The sequence below is a fragment of the Niallia sp. Marseille-Q9988 genome, assembly GCF_976954375.1.
In genome coordinates, this window is sequence record NZ_CDRJSZ010000004.1 from 82,939 (window position 1) to 107,906 (window position 24,968).

General features: G+C 35.4%; 21 protein-coding genes and 3 pseudogenes. 17 read left to right on the top strand and 7 right to left on the bottom strand.

Features of this window, described 5'->3' with window-relative positions; translation table 11 throughout:
• The first annotated feature begins 68 nt into the window (after positions 1-68).
• The 5 genes from ACWNMZ_RS07445 (at position 69) to ACWNMZ_RS07465 (ending at position 3,746) form a co-directional block, all read left to right on the top strand.
• The gene (locus ACWNMZ_RS07445) at positions 69-611 is read left to right on the top strand and encodes a GNAT family N-acetyltransferase (RefSeq protein ID WP_031537246.1); all 543 of its coding nucleotides are present in this window, start codon (positions 69-71) and stop codon (positions 609-611) included.
• Between the two features lie 588 nt (positions 612-1,199).
• A complete protein-coding gene (locus ACWNMZ_RS07450; RefSeq protein WP_031537245.1) occupies positions 1,200-1,772 on the top strand; it encodes a hypothetical protein in 573 nt (190 codons plus the stop codon).
• 168 nt (positions 1,773-1,940) lie between these two features.
• The gene (tnpA, locus tag ACWNMZ_RS07455) at positions 1,941-2,426 is read left to right on the top strand and encodes an IS200/IS605 family transposase (protein WP_235252072.1); all 486 of its coding nucleotides are present in this window, start codon (positions 1,941-1,943) and stop codon (positions 2,424-2,426) included.
• 255 nt (positions 2,427-2,681) lie between these two features.
• Positions 2,682-3,533, top strand: coding sequence for a Cof-type HAD-IIB family hydrolase (locus ACWNMZ_RS07460; protein WP_031540475.1), 852 nt, complete (start codon positions 2,682-2,684; stop codon positions 3,531-3,533).
• An 84-nt stretch (positions 3,534-3,617) separates the two neighbouring features.
• Positions 3,618-3,746 carry a hypothetical protein gene (locus tag ACWNMZ_RS07465; RefSeq protein ID WP_268817858.1) on the top strand — a complete coding sequence of 43 codons (129 nt, stop codon included), beginning with the start codon at positions 3,618-3,620 and terminating at the stop codon, positions 3,744-3,746.
• A gap of 353 nt (positions 3,747-4,099) precedes the next feature.
• On the opposite strand, the gene ACWNMZ_RS07470 is transcribed toward ACWNMZ_RS07465, so the two are convergent.
• Positions 4,100-4,519: a VOC family protein gene (locus tag ACWNMZ_RS07470; RefSeq protein WP_031540474.1), complete on the bottom strand. Its 420-nt coding sequence runs from the start codon at positions 4,517-4,519 to the stop codon at positions 4,100-4,102.
• A gap of 400 nt (positions 4,520-4,919) precedes the next feature.
• Here ACWNMZ_RS07470 and ACWNMZ_RS07475 point away from each other — a divergent pair, with 400 nt between their 5' ends.
• Positions 4,920-6,017, top strand: a complete 1,098-nt coding sequence (locus ACWNMZ_RS07475) for an ATP-binding protein (RefSeq protein WP_449598536.1) — start codon at positions 4,920-4,922, stop codon at positions 6,015-6,017.
• 18 nt (positions 6,018-6,035) lie between these two features.
• Here ACWNMZ_RS07475 and ACWNMZ_RS07480 read toward each other — a convergent pair whose 3' ends face one another.
• Positions 6,036-6,329, bottom strand: a complete 294-nt coding sequence (locus ACWNMZ_RS07480) for a hypothetical protein (RefSeq protein WP_031540471.1) — start codon at positions 6,327-6,329, stop codon at positions 6,036-6,038.
• A 218-nt stretch (positions 6,330-6,547) separates the two neighbouring features.
• Here ACWNMZ_RS07480 and ACWNMZ_RS07485 point away from each other — a divergent pair, with 218 nt between their 5' ends.
• The 3 genes and pseudogenes from ACWNMZ_RS07485 to ACWNMZ_RS07495 all read left to right on the top strand — a co-directional run bounded on the left by ACWNMZ_RS07485 (position 6,548) and on the right by ACWNMZ_RS07495 (position 9,080).
• Entirely contained in the window at positions 6,548-7,897 is a 1,350-nt protein-coding gene (locus ACWNMZ_RS07485; protein ID WP_031540470.1) for a UDP-glucose dehydrogenase family protein, read from the top strand.
• A gap of 187 nt (positions 7,898-8,084) precedes the next feature.
• A pseudogene (locus ACWNMZ_RS07490) lies at positions 8,085-8,942 on the top strand (N-acetylmuramoyl-L-alanine amidase); the annotation flags it as partial.
• Positions 8,925-9,080 (top strand): hypothetical protein, encoded by a 156-nt coding sequence (locus ACWNMZ_RS07495; RefSeq protein WP_231512619.1) that lies wholly within the window; start codon positions 8,925-8,927, stop codon positions 9,078-9,080. The pseudogene ACWNMZ_RS07490 and the gene ACWNMZ_RS07495, both read left to right, overlap by 18 nt.
• A gap of 113 nt (positions 9,081-9,193) precedes the next feature.
• Here ACWNMZ_RS07495 and ACWNMZ_RS07500 read toward each other — a convergent pair.
• A pseudogene (locus ACWNMZ_RS07500) lies at positions 9,194-9,331 on the bottom strand (ATP-binding protein); the annotation flags it as partial.
• Between the two features lie 112 nt (positions 9,332-9,443).
• Here ACWNMZ_RS07500 and ACWNMZ_RS07505 point away from each other — a divergent pair.
• Positions 9,444-12,570 (top strand): annotated as a pseudogene (locus ACWNMZ_RS07505) (alpha-mannosidase).
• 352 nt (positions 12,571-12,922) lie between these two features.
• On the opposite strand, the gene ACWNMZ_RS07510 reads toward ACWNMZ_RS07505, so the two are convergent.
• On the bottom strand, positions 12,923-13,054 hold the full coding sequence (locus ACWNMZ_RS07510; protein ID WP_268817857.1) for a hypothetical protein: 132 nt from the start codon (positions 13,052-13,054) through the stop codon (positions 12,923-12,925).
• A gap of 353 nt (positions 13,055-13,407) precedes the next feature.
• Entirely contained in the window at positions 13,408-14,838 is a 1,431-nt protein-coding gene (locus ACWNMZ_RS07515) for an alanine/glycine:cation symporter family protein (protein ID WP_031540468.1), read from the bottom strand.
• Between the two features lie 401 nt (positions 14,839-15,239).
• Here ACWNMZ_RS07515 and ACWNMZ_RS07520 point away from each other — a divergent pair, with 401 nt between their 5' ends.
• Positions 15,240-15,854 (top strand): nitroreductase family protein, encoded by a 615-nt coding sequence (locus ACWNMZ_RS07520; RefSeq protein WP_031540467.1) that lies wholly within the window; start codon positions 15,240-15,242, stop codon positions 15,852-15,854.
• Between the two features lie 57 nt (positions 15,855-15,911).
• Here the strand turns inward: ACWNMZ_RS07520 and ACWNMZ_RS07525 are convergent, their stop codons facing one another.
• Positions 15,912-17,672, bottom strand: a complete 1,761-nt coding sequence (locus tag ACWNMZ_RS07525; protein WP_031540466.1) for a flavocytochrome c — start codon at positions 17,670-17,672, stop codon at positions 15,912-15,914.
• 219 nt (positions 17,673-17,891) lie between these two features.
• Between ACWNMZ_RS07525 and ACWNMZ_RS07530 the strand changes: the two genes are divergently transcribed.
• Positions 17,892-18,716, top strand: a complete 825-nt coding sequence (locus tag ACWNMZ_RS07530; protein WP_031540465.1) for an aldo/keto reductase — start codon at positions 17,892-17,894, stop codon at positions 18,714-18,716.
• Positions 18,717-18,864: 148 nt separating this feature from the next.
• Here the strand turns inward: ACWNMZ_RS07530 and ACWNMZ_RS07535 are convergent, their stop codons facing one another.
• Complete coding sequence (locus ACWNMZ_RS07535) at positions 18,865-19,587, bottom strand: 3-ketoacyl-ACP reductase (RefSeq protein ID WP_031540464.1); 723 nt, start codon at positions 19,585-19,587, stop codon at positions 18,865-18,867.
• Between the two features lie 181 nt (positions 19,588-19,768).
• Between ACWNMZ_RS07535 and ACWNMZ_RS07540 the strand changes: the two genes are divergently transcribed.
• The 5 genes from ACWNMZ_RS07540 (at position 19,769) to ACWNMZ_RS07560 (ending at position 24,909) form a co-directional block, all read left to right on the top strand.
• The gene (locus tag ACWNMZ_RS07540; protein ID WP_449598540.1) at positions 19,769-20,218 is read left to right on the top strand and encodes a hypothetical protein; all 450 of its coding nucleotides are present in this window, start codon (positions 19,769-19,771) and stop codon (positions 20,216-20,218) included.
• Positions 20,219-20,407: 189 nt separating this feature from the next.
• Positions 20,408-22,009: an alpha-glucoside-specific PTS transporter subunit IIBC gene (locus tag ACWNMZ_RS07545; protein ID WP_031540462.1), complete on the top strand. Its 1,602-nt coding sequence runs from the start codon at positions 20,408-20,410 to the stop codon at positions 22,007-22,009.
• A gap of 12 nt (positions 22,010-22,021) precedes the next feature.
• Positions 22,022-23,347 (top strand): 6-phospho-alpha-glucosidase, encoded by a 1,326-nt coding sequence (locus ACWNMZ_RS07550; protein WP_031540461.1) that lies wholly within the window; start codon positions 22,022-22,024, stop codon positions 23,345-23,347.
• Between the two features lie 105 nt (positions 23,348-23,452).
• Positions 23,453-24,226, top strand: coding sequence for a MurR/RpiR family transcriptional regulator (locus tag ACWNMZ_RS07555; protein ID WP_031540460.1), 774 nt, complete (start codon positions 23,453-23,455; stop codon positions 24,224-24,226).
• 2 nt (positions 24,227-24,228) lie between these two features.
• Positions 24,229-24,909 carry a YdeI/OmpD-associated family protein gene (locus ACWNMZ_RS07560; protein ID WP_031540459.1) on the top strand — a complete coding sequence of 227 codons (681 nt, stop codon included), beginning with the start codon at positions 24,229-24,231 and terminating at the stop codon, positions 24,907-24,909.
• Positions 24,910-24,968 lie beyond the last annotated feature (59 nt).

Consider the following 24,968-nt stretch of genomic DNA (forward strand, 5'->3'; position numbering starts at 1 on the left):
CATAATCTGGAGTTTGTCATCGATTGAGCGATCCATTGGAGGTAATGAAGAGAGAGGAGCTGGTAACATTGTATCAAGATAAAGAATTGATAGTAAGACCAATTAAAGAGGAGGATCTCCATCGTCTTTGGACATTGGCATTCAAAGAGGAGTCACCTGAATGGAAAAAATGGGATGCACCGTATTATGCACATAAAGCGATAACCTACGAAGAATTCTTAACAAAAAAGGACCGCTACCTAGAGAGAGAAGATTACTGGGCCATTGTTGTAGAAGGAGAGTTGATTGGCACTGTCGGCTATTATTGGGAACATGAGCCATCCAAATGGCTAGAGATGGGAATTGTTATTTATGCTCCGAATTATTGGAGCGGTGGATATGGAACAAGAGTAATAAAGCTTTGGATCGACCATTTATTTAAGAAAATGCCTTTAGTCCGGGTCGGGTATACAACATGGTCTGGCAATGAGCGGATGATTAAGATTGGAGAAAAGCTTGGTATGACGATGGAAGGACGAATGAGAAAGTGCCGTTATTATAATGGAGTATACTATGATTCAATTCGTATGGGAATTTTAAGGGAAGAATGGGAAGAGAATCAAGTAATATAATTCTAATATAGGGAAAAGATGCATAAAATTATGTACTGCTAATCATGTACTACATTCATTTTAGGAGTATAATGGAAGTAAATAATAATGGATAAAGGCAAATTGTTTAAAAGTATAGGCAGCAATGGAATCGAATAAGCATGGAAAATGAATGAATGGAGTGAGGTCCATGAAGAAAAAGGGTGAGTACGTATTTTTCTGCCAGCATTGTGGATTGCCTCAACGTATTCCAGCATTTGTGTTAAAAACGTACTTATGTGATGACATGGTAAAGCAATACTATTGTCACAATTGTAGCCGTGAAAATGTAATTCCTCCCTATATAAAAAAACTTAAATCTGAGCTCTAAGGGTATTTTTTTAAAAGCCAAGTGTATTAAACGCTTGGCTTTTGCTTTTTAAGACAAACTTGCAAGTTATATAAGCAATTCCATTATTTATGAGTATTTGTCGATATATTGTACAAACTATTTAAGGAGGAACATTATAATTTGTTGGTTAGTGAAGGAAACAATTTTTTTAACCTTATTATGAAGATGGTTACTAACCCCCCTCTTATAATGGAAACTTTAAGTAGGAGATGAATGAAGTGAACTACAAAGAAATTTGGGAAAAAATTAATGAACAGAATGACATATTACATTCTTTATACATTTCTTATTGGGATAAATTTTCGGATTATACGACATGGCAATTTTGGCTCATTGTTATTTCTTTAATTTTCCCATTAATCATTCTGTTTATAGCTATTGATAGAAGAAGATTATTTGAAATATTGTTCTTTGGCTATACTGTTCATTTACTTTGGGCATACATAGATCTTACTCTTAGCAGAGGGAATTTCTTAACACATACATACTTTCTATTTCCGCTTGTTCCTAATGCGTTAAATATTACAGGTTCTTTTCTTCCAGTAGGATATATATTAGTATATCAATATGCGACAAATCATCAGAAAAACTTTTATATACTAACAATACTATTAAGTGCTCTAAATGCTTTTGTTTTTGCCAATATTGAAGAAGCAATTGGATTAGTGACTTTTCATAGAGGAGTGAATGCCTTTCATTTATTCCTTTTGGATTTAGTGATAGTGTTTGTATCATTCTGGTTTACTAAATTACTGTTGAAATTTAGGATTAATAAGAGTGAAGAGATGTAATAAATGAGCATGTGTTTTACAGCACATGCTTATTTTTATAGAAAAGAAAACCCTGGGCTATGCCTAGGGTTCCAAAAAGCTTACAGCGTGGTATTAAAAAAACTTCCTCAAGGTGCTAAAATATTTTTGGTTCGCCAACCGAAAATAAATAGCCAGGAGGAAGTCCTTATGTCAAAAGACAATAATAGTTTAGCACACACAACTTGGAATTGTAAGTATCACATAGTATTTGCACCAAAATATAGAAGACAAATAATTTACGGGAAAATAAAGAAAGATATTGGACAAATCTTACGTACCTTGTGTGAGAGGAAAGGCGTGGAGATAATAGAAGCAACAGCGTGTAAGGATCACGTACATATGTTAGTGAGTATTCCGCCAAAATTAAGTGTATCAGCATTTGTAGGATATCTAAAAGGAAAAAGTAGCTTGATGATATTTGATCGACATGCACAACTGAAATATAAATATGGAAATCGAAAATTTTGGTGTACAGGATATTATGTAGATACGGTAGGAAGAAACAAAAAGGTAATAGAAGAATATATACGTAATCAAATACAAGATGATATAGTCGCAGAACAATTAACGATAATGGAATATATTGATCCATTTACAGGGGAAGAAGTGAAGAAAAAGAAACGAAATAATTAGGAGAGAAGGCCTTTGAGGTCTGGCCAGTAGAAGTAGTACAAATGGCGAACCTTTCAGTAGCCCTTTAGGGTTTGGTCAGTAACAAAGGCTTTCAGCCGCAGAGAAAACCACCCGTTCTCACGGGTGGTCCTTATTTTTGCAAAAATTCTAGTGCAGAGAAAGGTTTTAAGCAATCGAAATGCTAAATCGATGCATTTGAGCAAAAATGTAACGAGGTGTATACTTGCGAGTAAGAGTATTAAAGGGGGATTTATTTTGTTACAAAAACCAAAGGCTATTTTTCTAGATATGGATGGTACGATTTTAAATCATCAGAATCAGGTAAGTCTGAAGACAAAAGAGATTATTGATGATTTACGAAAGGAGGGTTTCTTCGTTTTTATAGCAACAGGAAGATCCTTTGACGAAATTACATCTGTCGTACCAGAAGGATTTGAAGTAGATGGTTATGTTACTTCCAACGGCATGGCTGGATATATAGGAAAAGAGCCGATTTTTCAACATACACTACCTTTACAATTAGTTGAAACCATTATTGAAAAGGCAAGAGAGTATAAAGTATATTATGAGCTTTTCCCATATGGAGCTTCTCGTATAACATTAAATCAAGATAAGGAGTATGTTATGCACGAAATCAGGGAACCGAAGCCGGAAAGTGTTGGGATCAATGAATGGCTTTCTCGAAAAGAAGCAATTAATGGAAAAATAGATTGGAAGGATACAATAGAGGGAAGCAAATTTTCGAAGTTTTATTTCTTTGCTCGAACGAAAGAACATATTAACCAGTGGAAGCAAGTATTAGAAGAATTAAGAAAGGAAGTCGACTTTACTGCTTCTACATCCTCTGGACATAATGTAGAAGTAATGGTTGCAAATGTAAATAAAGCAACAGGCATTAAACAAATGCTAGAGAAGTTTAGTCTATCAGCGAAAGAGACGATGGGAATTGGAGATAGTGATAATGACATCCAAATGCTGCAATTCGTTTCCATGCCAGTTGCTATGCAAAATGCACCAGAACACATTAAAGAAATAGCAAAAGAAATAACAGAGTTAACTTGTGATGAAGATGGAGTTTGTCATTTCCTAACATCTAGATTTAAGTAACGAATAAATTGCTTGTTTTTACCATATTAGTCATAGCTCCATCTGGAAAACCTATTTAGAGGCAAACAGAAAGGAGTGTTAAAAATGACGAAAAAATATAACAATGGAAGTAAGAATCAAAACTCACCAAAGGGAAATCAAACTAGTGTTAGTGGCGATAACAGTAAAGGGAATAAACGGAATAAAAATCAAAGTGATAAAACAGAAGACTAAGAGGCTGGGACAAAAGCATCTCAACTAACAATACACACGAACACTTACAAAATTATTTGTGTAAATGTTCGTGTGTATTATTTTGAAAAAAGGTTTAGAAACGAAGTGGAATGGAGCGGAGGACACTCGACTCCTGCGGGAAATAGAGGAAAGGCTGAGACCCCGCAGGCGTGCCGAGGAGGATCAGCTTACTCCCCGGCGCATCGTGCGTCTGTAGCGCAATGGAACGACTTAGTTTTTACACTTAACTATATAAAAAAAATAAAGTAGCTTTATTTAAGAGCTGGATTAAAGATTGTTCGTCTTTAAAGATTAATTATTTAGTTTAGTCCCAGCCTCTTTTATATAATTGGTTAAAAAATAGTATTTTGTAATTTTTGAATATTTGCACTGTGAAATGGGGAATTGATTGGTTCATCCACCACACTAAATGGATTTCCATCTAGATCAAAGAAATCAAAGTATTTCATTCCACCAAAATCCTTTATTTCTGTCGTTTTCACACCGTTTTTATTCAAATACTCATATACCTCTTCAATATGATCTACAATAAAATTAAAGTAGGAATTTTTTTCTTCATTTTTTACTATAAATTCAGAGGATTGGGGTATATCCACTTGAATTAATGCAAGCTGAGTGGAACCGCTTGGAAAATAAAATCCGACCCCTTCTTCCCAGCTATCAATTTTCTTTACACCTAGCATTTTTTCATACCATTTACTTGCTTTCTCTAAGTCTGTAACGGGGATAAAAATACTTCCAATTCTAAACATAACTTTCTGTCTCCCTTCTAGATTTATGATATTTATGTTGATGGAAATTTCTTAATTATGTTAAATCGAATAAATATCTTTCATTCTATTATACAATAGGAAAAATGGAGAAATGTTTTTTGGGGAAATTTAAGAGCGCTCTGAATTTGTCGAGGATTAACTTGGTATTTTTAAAGGAATTTAGCGGAAAAGCTCGAATAATTAAGTAGCTAAATCTACTTAGAAGGGCTGGTTACTAATATTGTTAGCTTTTCCGACCGTTGAACAATTATCTTATCATTTGTTAGTGATTATCTTACCAATCGTTTGGTATCTATTAGTTAGTAAAGAAGAAATTTCACAGCGAAAAAAAATAATGTCAAATTTTTCTTTCAACCTTTTTTTGATGCTTGTTCTCAGTATGGTGCATCCAATTGAGATTGGAGAGGGAGTTTATTATGATCTTAAAGTAGTTCCCATTCTATTAGCATTTGTCTATGGTGGCTTAAACACGAGTATCCTTTTAACCTTAATTTTAATAGGATATAAATTTTTTATGTTAGGGAATGCTTTTTATATGAATTTCTTTAATTACACTATTGCTGCTACCATTATTCTTATTTTAAAAAATAAATTGGTGACGCTTACCTTTAAAAAGAAATGGATAATAATTATGAGTGTTTACTGGCTAAGCGCCCTAACTCGAATTATAAATATATTCATTACCAATCAATTAGCCCAACTTCCTTTTACTTTGGTTTATACGTTTTCTACTTGGGGGGCATTATATATTGTTATCATCATGATCCAATATAATGAAGAGAAAATTCTTAATCAAACTAAAATTCAAATGGCGGAACGAGTAAATGCAGTAAGTCAATTGGCTGCATCTGTTGCACATGAGGTAAGAAACCCGATGACATCTGTGAAGGGATTTCTGCAACTAATACGTGGAGACAATAATTTATCTGAAAAACAAAGAAAATACATAGAAATATCGTTAGGAGAATTGGAACGTACAGAAACGATCATCAATGATTATTTATCAATGGCAAAACCTGTTTCGAGAGAAGAAGAGGACAATTTAAATATTACAGCTGAACTGAGGAGCATTATTGAAGTAATAACTTCTTATACAAATAATCATACTATTATCATCGATGCGGTGATCTCTAACCACCTCTATTGTAAAGGGAAAAGGAATGAATTTAGGCAGGCGATGATTAATATGATGAAAAATAGTGTAGAAGCTATGAATGGGAACGGTATATTAGCAGTCCGTGCATATGCTTTTGGAGAAAAAATTTATATTGAAATTGAAGACAATGGAATAGGAATGACGAGTAAACAGGTGAAACAATTAGGAACACCGTATTATTCTACCAAAGATAAAGGAACAGGTATTGGCCTTACCTTGGTATATCGTATTATAAGAGATATGAAGGGAGAAATAACGGTTGTCAGCAAAAAAGGACAAGGTACAATGTTTAGAATTGCCTTAGCAAAAGCAATCGCTTGATAAAGTGTGTCGATTCTTTTAATTAGAATCGACATTTTTATTATATTTTCTAATTAACTCGATGATAAAAAAGTCAATCCAAGAAATAATCGGAATGAATAGTGGCAGTACATAGATAGAAGTATGTCCTAATCCAAATAATTTAGCCTCTTCATTACATAAATAATATATCAGCGTAGATCCCACTAAAAAGACTGAATTCCAACAAAAAGCAACCAATAATGCTACCCATTTATTTTTTGTTTTTGTAAAAGTAAGAATAGATAGGATAGCAGAAAGGAAGAAGGATATAAAAATTAAGGTGCTAACCAATAGATTCCCTCCAAATCTTTCATGTTAGATGTATTTTAACATAAGTTACTTTTGATGATAGGTGAAAAATTTACATTACTTTACTAAAAATATAAAAAAGATTAAAAGAGAATAAATAGTAAAGCAATATACTAAAGATATTCTGAATAGAATTGCCTTTTTATTGATTAATATAGAGCAAGTTTGGTCTCTAATTTTTTACATAAGGAGATTGTAGAATGAATATCACAGTGGCAGGTACAGGATATGTTGGATTAGTGACAGGTGTTTGTTTAGCAGAAGTTGGTCACCAAGTTACGTGTGTGGATCCATCCCAAGAGAAAATCGTTCTATTAAACTTAGGAATTTCGCCGATTTATGAGCCGGAATTAGATGGATTAATAGAAAAAAATACGAATGCAGGGAAATTAACATTTACCACAGATTATGAACAGGCTTATGCTCAATCAGATGTTATTTTCATTGGCGTTGGAACACCAGAGAATGAAGATGGGTCAGCTAATTTACATTATGTATTCCAAGTTGTAAAGCAAATTGCCGAAAGTATAACCCGTGATTGTCTGATTGTCATTAAATCAACGGTTCCAATTGGAACAAATGACCGGTTGGAAACCTATATTAAGCATCATTTAAAACATAAAGTTGCTGTTGAAGTTGCTTCAAATCCAGAATTTCTTGCACAAGGAAGTGCGATTAAAGATACATTATATGCCTCTCGGATAGTAATTGGGGTAGAGAGTAAGCGGGCAAAAGACATATTAACTTCTATTTATGAACCATTTAAACAACCAATTTTAACGATGAATCGTCGCAGTGCTGAAATGGTTAAATATGCATCAAATGATTTCCTTGCATTAAAGATTTCTTTCATCAATGATATTGCCAATCTATGCGAGGCAGTTGGAGCAAATATCGATGACGTTACAAGTGGGATGAGCTATGATGAGCGTATAGGAAAAAAATTCTTAAATCCTGGTATTGGGTACGGTGGTTCGTGTTTTCCAAAGGATACTAAAGCTTTACATTGGCTCGCTGAAGAAGAAGGTTATGTCTTGCGTACAGTGAAGGCAGCGATAGAGGTAAATGAAAAGCAAAAATTCAAGCTAATTTCAAAAGCGAGGACCGAGTTTTCATCCTTCCATGGGCTAAAAGTGGCTGTGCTCGGACTAACTTTTAAGCCTGGAACAGATGATTTACGAGAAGCTCCTTCTATTCCTAATGTGCGGTTATTATTAAATGAAGGCGCAAAGGTACATGTATATGATCCAGTTGGAGCAGAGAACTTTAAAAAACTCTTTCCTACTGACGTAGTTTACGAAAAAATACCAGAGAAGGCACTTGAAGGGGCAGACATTTGCTTCATTTTTACCGAATGGGAAGAAATTAAGGCGATTGATTTAACCATTATTAAGGAGAAGATGAACGAACCGTTTGTTTTTGATGGGCGTAATTGTTTTCCACTGGAGGAAGCAAGAGAGGTAGGCATTAATTATTTCTCCATCGGTCGACCACATGTAAAAGGGATGAGGGCTGGAGGCAGAGATGGGGATGGCTTCCTTGTTTCATAGTCTACTTGATAAAATATATTCAATTTGCAAAGGATTCTCCAGGTTCGTTGAGAGTCCTTTTTTTTGACTAATTTAACTGTAAAATTGCTTAGCTGCACGTAGTAAGGATCCTATATATCGTCATAGGAACAGATGACAGCGTTTGTCATAAAATAAATCATAACACCAAAATAGGGAGTGAAGAAGAATGGTGAAAATCTTTATCGATCCAGGACATGGTGGGACTGATTCAGGAGCAGTAGGTAATGGGTTACAAGAAAAAGCATTAACATTAACTATTGCTAAAAAAATAGAAACTTTATTAAAAAGTTATGAAGACGTTAGTGTAAGAATGAGCCGCACTAATGATACTACTTTATCATTAACGCAACGTACGAATGCAGCAAATACATGGGGAGCTGACTTCTTTCTATCCATTCATATTAATGCTGGAGGAGGTTCTGGCTAAGAGGATTACCGTTATAATACTTTATCTGCAACTAGCAATGCTGGGAAAATCCAAGCAGCTATCCATACAGCTGTAATGAATGAACTAAAAGCTTTTGGTGTCTTTGATCGCGGGGTTAAATCAGCAAATTTCCATGTGCTAAGGGAGAGTAATATGAACGCCATGCTAACGGAAAACCTCTTTATTGATACGAAAGCGGATGCTGATTTGCTTAAAAGAAATGATGTGTTAGACGCTATAGCTCGTGGACATGTAACAGGTATTGCGAAAGCATATAATCTTAAAGTGAAAGCGACTCAACCAACTCAATCAACGCAACCAGCTCCAAAGCCTGCGACTACTTCGTCTACTCCATCTATTATGTATGATGCACATATACAAGGAATCGGCTGGCAAGGGTGGAAAAAAGATGGTCAAACAGCTGGAACCACTGGAGAATCAAAAAGGCTAGAAGCGTTAACTGTTAGATTGGTAAATACAGATGCTGAATTAGAGATGCAAGGACATGTACAAGGGAAGGGCTGGACAACGTTAAGAGGTAATGGCGAAGTAATTGGAACAATCGGTTTGGGGTTGCGTATGGAAGCTATTCGAATAAAAGTTACAGGTTTAAATGTTCAATACAGAGTCCATGTGGAATACGAAGGATGGACAGAGTGGAAAAGAAATGGAGAGGACGCAGGTACGACAGGACAGAGTAAACGAATTGAGGCAATAGAAATCAAGTTTGTTTAGGAAATCTACAATAATGTTCATTTGAATAGGAAATCGAATGAATGAAGGATAAACCCCCTAGAAAATTTGTTTTATTTATTTTCTAGGGTGAATGTATAATGATTAGCAGCTACTTAGTAATGTGATTTTGGTAAAGTAATCGTAAATGTTGTGCCAACATCAACTTCGCTAGCTACACTAATGGTTCCTTGATGACTTTCAATTATTTGAAAGCTAATCATTAGACCAATGCCCGTTCCCTTTGCTTTGGTTTCCTTCCATTTCAAATCTCACTCTTTTAAATTTACAGGTTGACTATCCTACTGATTATAAGATAATGAGTGTAGTCGAAATTTTAGAAATTATCTTACAAGGAGGTATTCTATGTTCTGGACAGAGAAAAAATTAGAAGCAAGAATAAAGGAACTAGATAAATATCGTTATCGAGATTCCATTTTCTTAGAGTCCTTTCATATACAATTAGATGAAGAAGGAAAAATTGGTGCAAGACCACCGGAAGATGGGGAATGGACAACCATTAACGTAGGAGCTAACTGGGCAGGAAGGGATCAATATGCTTGGTTAAAGACAGAAGTTGCGATTCCTGCGAGCTGGAGGGATAGAAAAGTACTAGGATATTTTGACTTTGGTATAACAGATGGAGGGACCAATTCAGGATTTGAATCATTGTTATATGTGAACCAGGAAACGTACCAAGGAGTAGATGCTAACCATCGAGAAGTTTTTCTTAAGAAAACGCATTGTGGAACAAATGTAAGCCTGATTTTTCGGCTATGGTCTGGCTTAGAGGGAGGCGGAATTCCTCAAGTTCAAGAGCATAAGATCAAGACTGCCAAGATTGGCTGGCTTGATGAAGCAACGGATGATTTATATTATACGGCAAAAGCAGTGATTCAAACGATACATATTATAGATGAAAACCGTGCGGAATACCAAGCTCTTCTTACTTCATTAAATCAAGCTTTTATGGAAATAGACTGGGTGGAGCCAGGTTCTGCTGTATTCTATGAATCTATCAACAAAGCAAATAATATTTTGAATAATGCCTTAGATAAAATGGAAAAGCAATCTGCTGTCACAATCCATGCCATTGGCCACACACATATTGATGTAGCGTGGTTATGGCGATTGAAGCATACACGAGAAAAAGCAGCGCGTTCTTTCTCAACAGTACTGCGTTTAATGGAGCAATATCCAGAATACATATTTATGCAATCACAGCCACAGCTTTATGCCTATATCAAAGAGGATTATCCAGAAATTTATGCTCAATTAAAGGATAGAGTGGCAGAGGGCAGATGGGAGCCAGAAGGTGGAATGTGGCTTGAACCTGACTGTAATTTGCCATCTGGGGAATCTTTCGTCCGACAATTATTACACGGAACAAGGTTTTTAAAAGAAGAGTTTGGTGTAACAAGTAAGTATCTATGGTTGCCAGATGTTTTTGGTTATAGCTGGTCATTGCCGCAGATTTTAAAGCAATCAGGTATTGAGACTTTTATGACGACAAAGATTAGCTGGAATCAGTATAATCGGATGCCACATGATACATTTCAATGGCGAGGTATTGATGGAACGGAAATTTTAACTCATTTTGTAACAACTCCCTATCCGAACAGCAGAGGCTGGGCTTATGACTACAATGGAGAAATGCAAGCAGATGTCGTTCAAGGTGTTTGGGATAACTATAAAGACAAAAATATTACGCAAGATTTACTGATGTCCTATGGCTATGGAGATGGTGGGGGCGGAGTAAACCGAGATATGCTGGAAATGCGGAGAAGATTTGACCGAATTCCTGGTCTTCCTCATGTGAAATCAACAAAAGCGGGCGATTATTTTGAAGCGCTTCATGAAAAAGTGAATAGCACAGATGAGTACGTCCACACATGGGATGGCGAGCTTTATTTAGAATTTCACCGCGGAACCTATACAAGCCAAGCCTATAATAAAAGAAGTAATCGAAAAAAGGAATTATTGTACCGGGAAACAGAGTTGCTAAGTGTTTTAGCAAGTGTGTTTACAGAGGATTGGTCCTCTTATCCACAGGAATCTCTTTCATAAAGGCTGGACAATTTTATTGCGAAATCAATTCCATGATATCATTCCTGGCTCATCCATTCGGGAAGTGTATGAGGATAGCATTCTAGAATATGAAGAAGCAGAGAAACTTGCATATGAAGTGCAAGAAAAAGTTTCAAACAGCATAGTAGATAAGAACGCCTTCCAATATACAGTGATGAATGATTCCTCTTGGACACGTTCTGGAATAGTAGAAATTCCGGTTAAGGACGGCTTGGAAGAGGGGCAATGGGTATCAGAACAGGAAAAAGTACTACAAGCTGAAAAAGTGAATGAGAAATGGCTTGTACAAATGAAAGATGTTCCATCCCATGGACTAGCTAATATTGCCTTTATATCTGGTAATATTGGAGGACAGGATAAACAATCCTCTTTTGTGATAAATGAATCTGGGATTGAATCATGTTTTTATAAAATTAGTTGGAATGAAAAAGGACAATTAAGTCGTATTTTTGATAAAAAGGCACATAGAGAGATCTTAAAAGCAAAGCAAACAGGGAACGTACTGCAAGTTTTTGAAGACAAACCTTTGAGATGGGAAGCCTGGGATATAGACATTTTCTATCAAGAAAAGCATAAAGAGATTTCAGCCCTTGAAAATATTGAAGTGGTAGAGAATAACTCCTTACGTGCAGTAATACGGTTTATGTGGACGTATCATCATTCTAAAATAGTGCAGGAGCTTATTCTTTATTCAGAAAATCCGAGAATGGATTTTAAGACAGAGGTTGATTGGCATGAACAACATCAGCTATTAAAGGTTGCATTTCCTGTAGAGATTCGATCTACACAAGCAACCTATGATATTCAATTTGGAAATGTCCAAAGACCTACTCATTGGAATACAAGCTGGGATTATGCTAAGTTTGAAACAGTTGGACACCAATGGGCAGATCTATCAGAACATGGCTATGGAATTAGTCTTTTGAACGATTGTAAATATGGCTATGACATTAAAGATTCTACGATGCGTCTTTCCCTAATTAAATCTGGAACTTATCCAGATTATCTACAGGACCAAGGAGCTCATACGTTTACTTATTCGATTTTGCCCCATGAAGGCGACTGGAGAGAAGGTAGAACTGTCCAAGAGGCGTGGGATTTGAATCAGCCGTTAAAAGGATTAGAAGGAAAGTTAAAAACCACTGATTTCTCTTTATTCAAGGTAGCGTCCAGTCATTGTCTAATTGATGCAGTCAAAAAAGCAGAGGATGATAATAAAATCATTGTTCGTTTACATGAATTTATGGGGAAAAGGGGAATGGTAGAGCTAACATCAGATTCCCTTATTCAATCTTGGCGAGAATGCAATATTATGGAGCAACCAATTGGCGATAAACAGGAAAATGCAAAGCTATCATTTGAAATTAAGCCATATGAAATTAAGACGTTTTTAGTGGAAATCTAAATTTTCTAGGCAGGCTCTAAAGTGTTAAATATACTTTGAAGTCTGCCTTTTGCATGTTTTAATTGAAGGAAGCTTATACTTGGCCTTTTCTTATGTAACTCACAAATAATCGCTATTTTAAAAGACTTGTCTAAAGAAGGGGCAATATAACTAAACGAAAAACAGCATTTAATATAACAATTAGAACTTTTGGAAAAATTATTTCGTGCCCAGTATATAGGGACAAAGAGAGAAGGAGGAATAAAGGATAAAGTATTTATTGTACAAAACCCTTTCCCATTAGAAATACAATGCTACAGAGGTGCAATATATATAGAAATGAGAAAACTTTTGATAGAACCACTAAAAGAAGTTAGGGTCTATTTTTCTTTGTTATTTTCAATGCTTTTTCTAAAGGGATTATATCTTTCTCGATTGCCTTTAAATCAGACTGACACTTTTTTAATAGGTTTTGAATTTCATTCCATTTTTTGTTTTGAATCATAATAGCTTCTCCTTACATAATTGTGGTAATAATAAAAATTATGTGCAGTAAAGAAGAAGTATTCGTATTAAGAGTTGTTTCTTAGTTATTTTATGATAGAGGAAGTTACTTAGCAGGAGATTTTATATAAATTAATCTTAGTATAGATGAACATAGTGCAGAATTTTGCTGCGGAATGAAGATGTGATTTTGGAATGGAAGGCGAATACATGAAAAACGGATATATAATCCAAAAGGAAGTGGATATGATCCAAATCTAATTTTCAATCCCAAACCACCTGCAATATTAAAATTGAACTGGACTGCCAATAATGACAGACCAGTTCAATTTACCACAAATCATTTAATCAAATCTAAACAACCTCTTTAATCGCCTTGTTCTTCCTCAATGGCCAAGCTTCTACTCCCTTAAGACCCTTGATATCATTTCGGTAGAAAACAGGTTCTTTTCCTAGCTTTCTCTGTTTCATATAATGATCAAGTGCTTTAAAGGCAATAGGTCCGAGAATGGCGATAGCAGCTAAGTTTACAAGAGCCATTATTGCCATCGTAAAGTCAGCGAGATCCCAAACGATTTGCAGATTAGCTACTGCACCAAACATTACCATTCCAAGTGCTAATACTCGATAAAAGTTTAAGAAATTTTTGCTTTTACTAATAAACGGTAGGTTTGCTTCGCCGTAATAGTAGCACCCGATGATGGAAGTAAAGGCGAATAGGAATATGGCAATACCTAAGAAAATGCCACCCCATGTGCCAAAGTGTTCTGCCATCGCAGCTTGTGATAATTCAATGCCTGTTAAGCCTGATCCATATGCATCAGAAGTTAGGATAATAAAGGCAGTTGCAGAACAAACGAGTAAAGTATCAAAGAATACACCGAGGGCCTGAATAAATCCTTGTTTTGCCGGATGGGATACAGATGCGGTTGCAGCCGCAATGGGATCTCCTCCAATCCCAGCTCCATTGGAGAAGAGACCTCTTTTAACTCCATTCATAATAGCTGCAGCAATTCCGCCGCCAACTACTTGTTCCATACCGAAGGCACTTTTAAAAATTAATGCTAAAACATGAGGAATCTCTGTAATATTAGTGATTACTACAAAGATTGCAAGAAGAATATAGCCTAAGGCCATAAAGGGAACGATAAGAGATGAAATATCAGCAATACGTTTAATACCACCAAAAACAACTAAACTAGTAAGAATGACCAAGGCAACTCCAGCGATAATGGGACTAAGGCCAAATGAGTTTTCTAATGCAACAGCAATCGTATTACTCTGTACTGCATTAAAGGTAGTACCATATGAAAGAATCATCATGACAGCGAAAAGGGCACTCATCCACTTTTTATTCAGCTGCTTTTTCATATAGTAGGCAGGACCACCTTTGAAACGGCCATTGTCTTTTGCTTTATAAATTTGTGCCAAAGTATTTTCCACAAATGAGCTTGCACTGCCGAGAATAGCTACCATCCACATCCAAAATACTGCTCCAGGTCCTCCAATTGCTAAGGCAATGGCTACTCCTGCAAGATTGCCTGTACCAATTCGAGTACCTGCCCCTACGAAAAATGCTTGTAGAGAAGAAATTTGTTTTTTCTCTGTGTGTTCAGGTGGCTTCTCTTTCACTTTCAGTAAACGAAACATTTCTTTTACATACCTGATTTGTGCAAATTTCGATCCAATGGTGAAGTATACCCCTAGTCCGAGCAGGACGGCTATCAACACATACCCCCAAAGTACCGTATTTCCACTTGCAATTAACTTTTCAATAATATTCACGCAACCCCTCCCAAAAATTTTATGGTTTCGATTATCTCGAAAAATGTTGCACCTGTCAAATAAAATTGGTCGTTATCACTGTCAAAAAACCGATGTGGATATTTATGGAATCGTCTGTATCCCTTATTATTATTGGCTTTAATTGATAGTGCTAAATAATTAAATTATTTAAAAAATTATTTTAGAGTGTACGAGAAGAAAGCAGTTAATAATTACTTTTATAGACAGGGTAGAGCTTCATTTTATCTGTATGCTGCTTCATTAATTATTGTTAATAAACCATACAATAGTGGTACTTATGTCATGTTGGAAAAAATTCAAATCGTCCCCTTTGACAACATCTACTTACTAATGGTAAGTTAGTTGTTGTCTATAACGAAATAGAAAGTTGGAGGGGAATTATGTCACAATTAGAACAAGTTATGAAGAGTCGTAAGTCAGTTAGAGTTTATGATTCTACTCACAAAATGGATAAACAGGAATTAGAAGAAATCATAGAGATGGCTACAAGTGCTCCATCTTCAAGTAATCTACAATCTTGGAGATTTATTGTTATACAAGATCAAGAAATCAAAAAAGAGTTACGAGCAATTGGAAACAATCAAGCGCAAATTGAAGATTCTTCCGCAATTATTGCAGTATTAGGAGATACAGAAGCTTATAGAAACGTAGAGAAAATCTATGAACAAAATGTTTCTCTTGGTTACATGGATCAAGCTATTGCAGATAGAACAATTAGCAATACACAAAGCATATACCCTAATCTTCCAAAACAAACACTAGCTCAAATTGCTAGCTATGATGCAGGATTAATTTCTATGCAAATTCTATTACTAGCCAAAGAACGTGGATATGATACGGTAGTAATGGGAGGCTTTGATAAAGCAGCATTTGCCAAACGGTTTGATTTGCCTGAAAATCAATTTCCAATTACATTAATTGCTATAGGTAAAGCCACTGCACCTGCTTTTAATACAAGTAGATTGCCGGTTGACAAAATTACGAAATTTTATTGATTAATAAAGAAAAAGTGCCTTGATTCTTGAAAGAAAAAAGGCACTTTTCTAAAAAAACTAGTCTATCTCATTTGCTGAGGTTTCACCAGCTATACGGCCAAATACGATGATGTCAGCAACAGCATTTCCGCCAATTCTATTTCCTCCATGAATACCACCCGTAACTTCACCAGCAGCATAAAGTCCCTTAATTTTATTGCCCTTTTTATCTAAAACATGAGTCTGTGTATCAATTTTTAATCCACCCATAGTATGATGGATACCTGGAGTTACAGGAATAGTATAATAGGGTCCTTCCGCTAATGTTTGGGTTAGATGAGTTCGGTCAAACTCTTCGTCATTATTATTATTAACGTATTTCGTATAATTTTTTAAAGTAGTAGCAAGGGTGCTGCTGTCTATTCCAATTTCGCTTCCAAGCGCTTCTATTGTCTCCCCTTTTGTAGCGTAACCATCTTCAATATATCCCGATAAGGAGGCGTTTTCATCTGCCATTTCTTGATTTACGACAAGATAAGCGATTTTATCTGTTTGTGCCAAAATATTTTTGGAAACAATGTCACGTGTCAATAATTCATTAGTAAATCTTTTTCCTTCTTTGTTTACTAAAATAGCTCCGTCACCGCGTAGTCCTTCCGTAAATAGGTAACCTGTTTCTGGATCGGTTGTTGGATGTATTTGAATTTGGTCTATATCGACAAGATCAGCCCCAACTTCTTCTGCCATAGTAATTCCTGATCCTGTTGCTCCAGCATGATTTGTTGTGGAGAAACCTTCCAAATTTTCATTGTATTCAATAACCATTTCAGCATTTGCGCCAAAACCACCAGTTGCTAAAATAACAGATTTTGAATTAATGGTGAATGGATTCATATTTTTATCGGTAGCTTTTACTCCTACGATAGTACCATCTTTTTCAATTAAACTATCAGCTGTAGTGTTTAATAGAATAGGAATATTTAATTCTTTCAATTTATTGGATAAGACTTCCACAATAACAGGGCCAACAGGAGATCCGTCTTCCGGCTGATGAATTCTTGGATTTGTTTGCCCTCCTGATAAAGTTACCTTGGTTAACCCTGCTCCCATATCATTTAGCCATTCTAGTGCGTCAGGGGCATTATCTACTAGAGTTTTTAGCAGCTGTGGATCATTTAAGTTCTTGCCGCCTTTCATCGTATCATCATACCATGTTTGTTTGTCGTCTTTTATTCCATCTGCTTCTTGGTATTTTGTGCCGGCAACATTCATTCCGCCTGTGGCTCTATTGGTGTTTCCACCAATAATAGGCATTTGTTCCAAAATGACAACAGACTTACCAGCTTCGCTCGCTTTTAAAGCTGCTGAAAGCCCAGCCCCACCTGCACCTATTATTGCAATATCAACATCTAAGTCTTCCTGTTGTTGTTCTTCTACAATTACTTTATTTGCTGCATCTTTTAAGGCTTCTATATCTGCGCCTGACTTTTCCAAGGCTTTTGTAACAGCTTCAATAATCCCGTTACTAGATTCACTTGCTCCAGACACTACATCAACCGCTAAACTTTGTGACGATATTATATCATTTGTTAATTGTGTAGTTGCCCCATCACTTATACTACCTGTTTCTTTATCTGCACTGATTTCAATCTTTTCAATCTTATCTTTTGAAACCACTACAGTGGCTTTAATTTCTCCTCCATGACCAGTTGAAACGCCTTCATATGTACCAGCATTAAATTTTCCTTTTTCCTCTGTATTCGTATTGTTACTACATCCTGCTATTATGAGCATGAATATAGCTATAAAGACGAATGATATACTAGTTAATTTTTTCATAAAAGTTAACCCCTCTCTCTTTATAATGTTCAATTATTCACAATGTTTATCATAGGTGAAAATATCCACCAACCGTTATGAAAATAGCAATGTTCAAAATAAGTTCATAAATCTATGAATATTTTGTGAATATAATTTTGGTTTAGAAAGTCGTTCTTTTGAAATTCTATACAATTCAAGCTAAACTAAAAGAGAATTCAAAAAGAGGAGTGTGGAAAGATGAACGATGTTACATTAAATAATGGCTTAAAGATGCCCCAACTAGGATTTGGCGTATGGCAGGTTCCTGATGAGGAAGCGGCTGTTGCTGTTACGAATGCCTTTAAAGTTGGCTATACCTCTATTGATACAGCGATGGTATATCGAAATGAACAAGGCGTTGGAAAAGCAATTAAAGATTCGTCTATCCCCCGTGAAGATTTATTTATCACAACAAAGGTTTGGAATAGTGATCAGGGCTATGCGAATACGCTAAGAGCATTTGATGAAAGCTTAGAAAGATTAGGCCTTGATTATGTTGATCTCTATTTGATTCACTGGCCAACTCCACAATTTGATGAGTATGTTGATACATATAAGGCATTAGAAAAGTTATATAGAGATGGCAGAGTAAAGGCCATTGGTGTTTGCAACTTTGAAATGGAACACTTAGAGCGCATTTTAAATGAATGTGAAGTAAAGCCTGTTTTGAATCAGGTTGAATGTCATCCGTACTTAGCCCAAAATGAATTAAAAGAATATTGTGCAAAGCATGATATATTTGTTGAAGCGTGGAGTCCACTTGATCAAGGAGGAGAAGTCCTTCAAGATGCAGTCATCCAACAGATAGCAGTAGCAAAAGGGAAAACACCAGCACAAGTAGTACTACGTTGGCATTTGCAAAATAATACGATCGTCATTCCGAAATCAGTTACACCATCTCGTATTGAGGAAAATTTTCAAGTATTTGATTTTGAATTAACAAATGAGGAAATGAAACAAATTAATGAACTAAACCGCGACAGACGAAAAGGTCCACATCCAAATGATATGAATAAACGATAATAAAGAAAAGGAAATAGAGATGCTAAAAAAACTAGCAATTCTATTTCCTCTTACTTTGTTTACAGTTAGGAGAATGTTTATGAAGCCTCATTCCTCTACCGAACACTCCTAAATCGATACTCTTAATTACTTTCTTTTCACAGAACCTTTAAAAAGGATTTGTTCCGATTACAGTAGCTGCTTTTACATAGATTCTTGGATGTAATTTTAATTGAGAAACAATAAGTTCAGCAATATCTTCTGGCTGCATATACTTCTCTGCACTGCCTTTGATTAAATCAGTTTGAACAGCTAGCTCTGTTGCAACAGTGCTTGGTGTTAAGGATGTAACGCGAATATTGTTTCTGCGTACCTCTTGTGCCAATGATTCTGTCATTCCAATTAGACCGAATTTAGAAGCACTATAAGCACTAGATGTTGCTGCCCCATTTAAACCATTTGTGGAAGAAATATTGATAATATCTCCACCATTTTTTTCAATTAATTGTGGCAGAACTGCTCGAGTTACATAGTATGGACCCATTAGGTTTACATCAATGATTTTCTTCCATTCTTCAGGATTCATGTCCAATAGAGACTCAAATTTTCCAATTCCAGCATTATTAATCAAAATATCTGCTTTTCCAAGCTCTTTTGTTAATGTCGCGACTGCTTCGTTTACTTCTTCTAAAGAAGAGACATCAACAGTTGCATAAGCAGCTTTAACACCAAGTGCTTCAACCTCTGTTACTACTTCTTTTAACGCTTCTTCTGTACGAGCGAGTAAGCCAACATTTACTCCTTCATTTGCTAATGAAATTGCTACAGCTTTCCCAATTCCTCTTCCAGCTCCTGTAATGAATGCAATTTTTCCTTTTAAAGCTTGTGCCATTATAAGCAACTCCTTCCAAGATAAACTCCTCTTTAAATATCTTTTACTATTTTATAATTTTCTCTAACCATAAGCAAGAAAGCCGCTTAGAGAAAAAGACCCCTTCCCTTTTTCATTGTGTAAGAGAGGAAAAACAAGGATAATAAAGTCAAGTTGTTCCTACAAAAAAGGAGGATTAGATATGTCTTTTTCCTTGTCTCCTATTGGTTTGGTTATTGCTATTGGATTACTTTTACCGAATATCCTGTTTATTATTTTTTTTCCACCGAAAAATATACCTTCTAAAACGAGAAGCACCCTTCTTATCTTTCCTTTTATGGAAAGGGTAGGACAAATAGGCTGTCTATTTCTATTATCTACTACTAATTCGGTAAAAGTAATAGACGAGTGGTTGATTTTATCCTTTCTTTTTCTCCTCTTGTATTATCTTCTTTGGATAAGGTATGTAAAGAATGACCGAGACTACAGCTTTCTTACAAAGTCTTTTCTGTTTGTTCCTATTCCATTGGCAATTTTGCCTTGCTGTATTTTTTTCGTATCAGCTATTTGGGGACATTCTATATGGTTAGGAATAGGTACTATTATTTTTGCAATTGGTCATTGGAAAGTAAGCTCGGATAGTGCGGAATGATTCTTCAGTTGTTTCTTTCTATTACTATTTAAATAGACTATTTTTCTTTTGTTGTGGGAATTTTCCCGTTAGTTGGGACGTTTATCTATAAATGACAGCGTTTACCTAAATGGTCCGGTGTTATTGAAACAGCTTTCATACGATGATTAAATAGAGGTAGAAGTTAATAATTAAAGAGGAGGGATTCATATGATGCAAAAGCTTCAACGATTTGGTGGAGCGATGTTTACACCAGTACTATTATTTGCATTTTCAGGTATTGTTCTTGCCATTACTATTATGTTAAATAATCCTCAAATTGTCGGTAGTATAGCAGATGAAGGTACCACGTGGAATAGTATTTTAACTATTTTGGAAAATGGCGCATGGACAGTATTTAATCAGATGGAATTGCTTTTTGTAATCGGCATTGCACTTGGATTAGCTAAAACAGCTAATGCAAGAGCAGTAATGGAAGCAGTTGTTGTTTATCTTACTTTTAATTATTTTCTATCAGGCATATTAGAATTCTTTGGACCAACATTCGGTGTTGACTTTACTCAAGAAGTTGGCAGTACTAGTGGAATGAAGCTAATTGCTGGCATAAAAACATTGGATACAGGAATTATCGGAGCAATACTAATTTCTAGCATAACGGTCTGGCTTCATAATAGTTATTTTGAAAAGAAGTTACCCGAATGGCTTGGGATATTCCAGGGATCTACGTACATTGTCATTTTAGGTTACTTTATAATGATACCTATCGCAGTTGTTGTAGCATGGATATGGCCGATTATTCAATCTGGAATCGGTTCTCTTCAAGGATTTTTAGCTAGTTCAGGAACATTAGGTGTATGGTTTTATCATCTTTTTGAAAGGGCTTTAATCCCAACAGGGTTGCATCACTTTATTTATACACCATTTATGTTTGGTCCAGCTGTTGTAGAAGACGGGATCGTTAAATATTGGATGGGTAATCTTGGGGACTTTGCACAAAGTACGGAATCACTAAAAACTTTGTTCCCAGCTGGTGGCTTTGGATTATATGGAAACTCCAAGATGTTTGCGGCGCCAGGTATTGCATTAGCAATTTATTTCACAGCAAAAAAAGAAAAAAGGAAGAAAGTAGCAGCTCTTCTAATCCCAGCAACCTTAACCGCTGTACTAGCAGGGATTACAGAACCGCTAGAATTCACTTTCTTATTTGTTGCACCTGTATTATTTGCTGTTCACGCTGTACTAGCGGCTACTTTGTCAGCAGTGCTATATACGTTCGGAGTAGTAGGAGATATGGGTGGCGGTTTGATTGAAATAATGTCTAAAAACTGGATTCCATTATTCGGTAATCATTGGGATGTTTATGTAACTCAAATTGTAATTGGGTTAATTTTTACCGGTATATACTTTTTCGTTTTCCGTTTTCTTATCTTGAAGTTTAACTTTGCTACACCTGGAAGAGAGACGGATGAGAAGGAGGTTAAACTATATAGAAAGAAAGATTATCAAGAAAAACAAAAAGGCAGAGATAAAAAAGATGAGGTTGCAGCAACTGTTGTGGAGAACAGTTATAGAGAAAAAGCGGAGATATTTCTTCATGCATTAGGTGGTACAGAAAATATCGAAACAATAAATAATTGCGCAACAAGATTAAGAATTAGTGTAAAAGATCCAACTCTCGTTATGCCCGATAGTGCCTTTAGAGAAGGTGGTGCTCACGGAGTTGTTAGGAATAATAAAGGAATTCAAATTATTGTAGGTTTATCCGTTCCGCAAGTAAGAGAAGAGTTCGAAAAATTAAAAAATGAAGAATAGGAGAGATTATCTATGAATAAATTTTCAATTACAGTAGCAGGTGGAGGTAGTACTTTTACGCCAGGAATAATATTAATGCTTTTAGAAAACTTAGATAAGTTTCCGATAAGACAAATTAAATTTTACGATAATGATAAAGAACGTCAACAGCAAGTGGCAGATGCGTGCGCAGTAATCATTAAAGAAAAAGATCCTGAAATTAATTTTTTAGCTACAACAGAACCAGAAGAAGCTTTTACTGACATTGACTTTGTAATGGCCCATATTCGTGTAGGAAAGTACGCAATGAGAGAAAAGGATGAAAAGATACCATTAAGATATGGGGTAGTAGGTCAAGAAACATGTGGTCCTGGAGGTATTGCCTATGGAATGAGATCGATTGGAGGCGTATTAGAAATATTAGATTATATGGAAAAATATTCACCTAATGCATGGATGTTAAATTATTCAAACCCAGCTGCTATTGTTGCAGAAGCTACTAGAAAATTGCGACCTAATTCAAAGATACTTAATATTTGCGATATGCCAATAGGAATTGAAAATCTGATGGCAAAAATAGTAGGTCTCCCATCTAGAAAGGATATGACGATTCGCTATTATGGTCTGAATCATTTTGGCTGGTGGACAGATATTCGTGATAAAGATGGAAATGATTTAATGCCAAAATTAAAAGAGCATGTACAAGAATATGGTTATGACTTAGCAAAAAATGAAGGCCAACATGCCGATGAAAGCTGGCAGTCTACTTTTAGAAAAGCGAAGGATGTATATGCAGTTGATCCAGATACCTTACCGAATACGTATTTAAAATACTATTTCTATCCTCAAGACGAGGTAGCGCACACGGATCCTAACTATACGAGAGCAAATCAGGTTATGGATGGAAGAGAGAAATTTATATTCTCTCAATGTAATAGAATTGCAGATTTAGGTGCCACAGAGGGCTCGGAGTTAGAAATAGATGAACACGCTTCCTATATTGTAGATTTAGCCCGTGCAATAGCATATGATACCCAAGAAAGAATGCTTTTAATTGTCGAAAATAATGGAGCAATCCAAAATTTTGATCCGACTGCAATGGTAGAGGTACCATGTATTGTGGGAGTAAATGGTCCTGAACCATTAGTGCAAGGAACTATTCCACGATTCCAAAAAGGGTTAATGGAGCAACAAGTAGCTGTAGAAAAATTGGTAGTGGAAGCTTGGGAAGAGCAATCTTACCAAAAACTTTGGCAAGCAATTACCTTATCTAGAACTGTTCCAAATGCTAGAGTCGCTAAACAGATATTAGATGATTTAATAGAGGTAAATAAAGAGTATTGGCCAGAACTTCATTAAGGAATAGAAAAAAGGGTGTTTAGTACCCTTTTTTCTTCTATTTTTAGAAATATTTTCTCCACAAACACTTATCCCTTATAATGATAATAAGGGAGGAATTTGGTGATGCTGAAAGACTTAATGAATAAATATTATGATGCTTTATCTGAAAATGATTTATATCTCATAAACTATGTTCTCAATCATATAGAAGAATGTAAGAATATGAGCATTTTAGAGTTATCCGATACATGCAATATTTCCAAGTCTTCTATTCTAAGAATGACCCAAAAAATAGGCTTTAGCGGTTATAGTGAGTTTAAGTACTTTTTGAAAAATGAGCCTAAACAACTGGACACAAATCTAGATTATTATACGATGCAAATAAAAGAAATAGAAACGACGAGAAAGATATACAAAAATATACATACAGAAGTAATTTATGAACAGATTAGTAATGCAGATACGATATATGGGTTTGCAAGTGGCTGGGGACAAAGAAATGCATTGGAAGAAATGTCGCGTCAATTTATTTCTAATAATAAAAAAATGTACATTATCCCTGCAGAAACAGAGTTTGATTTTCTTCTAGACAAAATGAAGCCAACAGATCTAGTAATTGTTATATCTTTAAGTGGAGATGTTAAGAATATAATAGCTCAATTAAGACAGTTGTCCGTAAAATCCATTCCTACACTGTCCATCACTTCCTTTCATAACAATCATCTAGCAACATTATCTACATATAATATTTATTATGAATCATTTGAGTTAGGTAAGCATTTTGGTATTGAACATAGATCATTGCTTGGATTATTTACAGTTATTGATTCCATTTATAGAGGCTATTTAGAATATACCATTAGAAAGAAAAATAGAAGAATTATAGGAGGTGATTAACATTGGCAAAAACGATTGTCGAAAAATTAAATTTAAAAAAATATAAAAAAATGGCGATTCTTAATAATCCAAAAGAAACTGATTATTTTTTAGGATTGGATGAGTATGATGATGAGCTACTATCTAAATATGATGCTATATTTGGATTTGTACTAGATATGATTGAGATGCGAGAAATGGTTGATACGATTATTCGAAAAGAATCTTTAAATAAGAAAGGCTATATTTTTTTAGCGTATCCAAAGAAAGGGAATATAGTCTACTCAACATATATTCATCGGGATGAACTATTCTCGGGATTAAATACAGATTCAGAAGGGTACGTCGGGGAAAGTACGATAAAATTTGCGCGAATGGTTGGATTAGATGATGTATTTACTGTAATTGGTTTAAAAGAGGAAGAAAAAAAGAAGAAAGTAGCAGTTTCCTCAAAAGCGAGCCAGCGTGTAGATGATTACATAGAAAAAATACCAGATATTGAAAAGGATTTAACAGATTCGCCGGAGCTATTATCCTTCTACCAATCCCTAACACCAGGGTATCGCAAGGACTGGGCGCGGTATGTATATAGTGCAAAGCAAGAAGGAACGAGAGAAAAAAGGAAAGCGGAAATGAGGATAATTCTTCAGTCTGGTTATAAAAGTAGGGATATTTATAAAAGAGGGTATGGAAGAGAAAAATAAGCATTTTTTTTAGAGGCTGGGACAAAACTAAATAACCAATCTTTAAAGACGAACAATCT

Excerpts from the sequence above, each read along its gene's own strand:
- tnpA (WP_235252072.1), top strand. The coding sequence starts at position 1,941 with ATGTCAAAAGACAATAATAGTTTAGCACACACAACTTGGAATTGTAAG.
- ACWNMZ_RS07465 (WP_268817858.1), top strand. The coding sequence starts at position 3,618 with ATGACGAAAAAATATAACAATGGAAGTAAGAATCAAAACTCACCAAAG.
- ACWNMZ_RS07470 (WP_031540474.1), bottom strand. The coding sequence starts at position 4,519 with ATGTTTAGAATTGGAAGTATTTTTATCCCCGTTACAGACTTAGAGAAA.
- ACWNMZ_RS07475 (WP_449598536.1), top strand. The coding sequence starts at position 4,920 with ATGGTGCATCCAATTGAGATTGGAGAGGGAGTTTATTATGATCTTAAA.
- ACWNMZ_RS07485 (WP_031540470.1), top strand. The coding sequence starts at position 6,548 with ATGAATATCACAGTGGCAGGTACAGGATATGTTGGATTAGTGACAGGT.
- ACWNMZ_RS07495 (WP_231512619.1), top strand. The coding sequence starts at position 8,925 with ATGGAAGCTATTCGAATAAAAGTTACAGGTTTAAATGTTCAATACAGA.
- ACWNMZ_RS07510 (WP_268817857.1), bottom strand. The coding sequence starts at position 13,054 with ATGATTCAAAACAAAAAATGGAATGAAATTCAAAACCTATTAAAAAAG.
- ACWNMZ_RS07520 (WP_031540467.1), top strand. The coding sequence starts at position 15,240 with ATGTCACAATTAGAACAAGTTATGAAGAGTCGTAAGTCAGTTAGAGTT.
- ACWNMZ_RS07525 (WP_031540466.1), bottom strand. The coding sequence starts at position 17,672 with ATGAAAAAATTAACTAGTATATCATTCGTCTTTATAGCTATATTCATG.
- ACWNMZ_RS07530 (WP_031540465.1), top strand. The coding sequence starts at position 17,892 with ATGAACGATGTTACATTAAATAATGGCTTAAAGATGCCCCAACTAGGA.
- ACWNMZ_RS07535 (WP_031540464.1), bottom strand. The coding sequence starts at position 19,587 with ATGGCACAAGCTTTAAAAGGAAAAATTGCATTCATTACAGGAGCTGGA.
- ACWNMZ_RS07540 (WP_449598540.1), top strand. The coding sequence starts at position 19,769 with ATGTCTTTTTCCTTGTCTCCTATTGGTTTGGTTATTGCTATTGGATTA.
- ACWNMZ_RS07545 (WP_031540462.1), top strand. The coding sequence starts at position 20,408 with ATGATGCAAAAGCTTCAACGATTTGGTGGAGCGATGTTTACACCAGTA.
- ACWNMZ_RS07550 (WP_031540461.1), top strand. The coding sequence starts at position 22,022 with ATGAATAAATTTTCAATTACAGTAGCAGGTGGAGGTAGTACTTTTACG.
- ACWNMZ_RS07555 (WP_031540460.1), top strand. The coding sequence starts at position 23,453 with ATGCTGAAAGACTTAATGAATAAATATTATGATGCTTTATCTGAAAAT.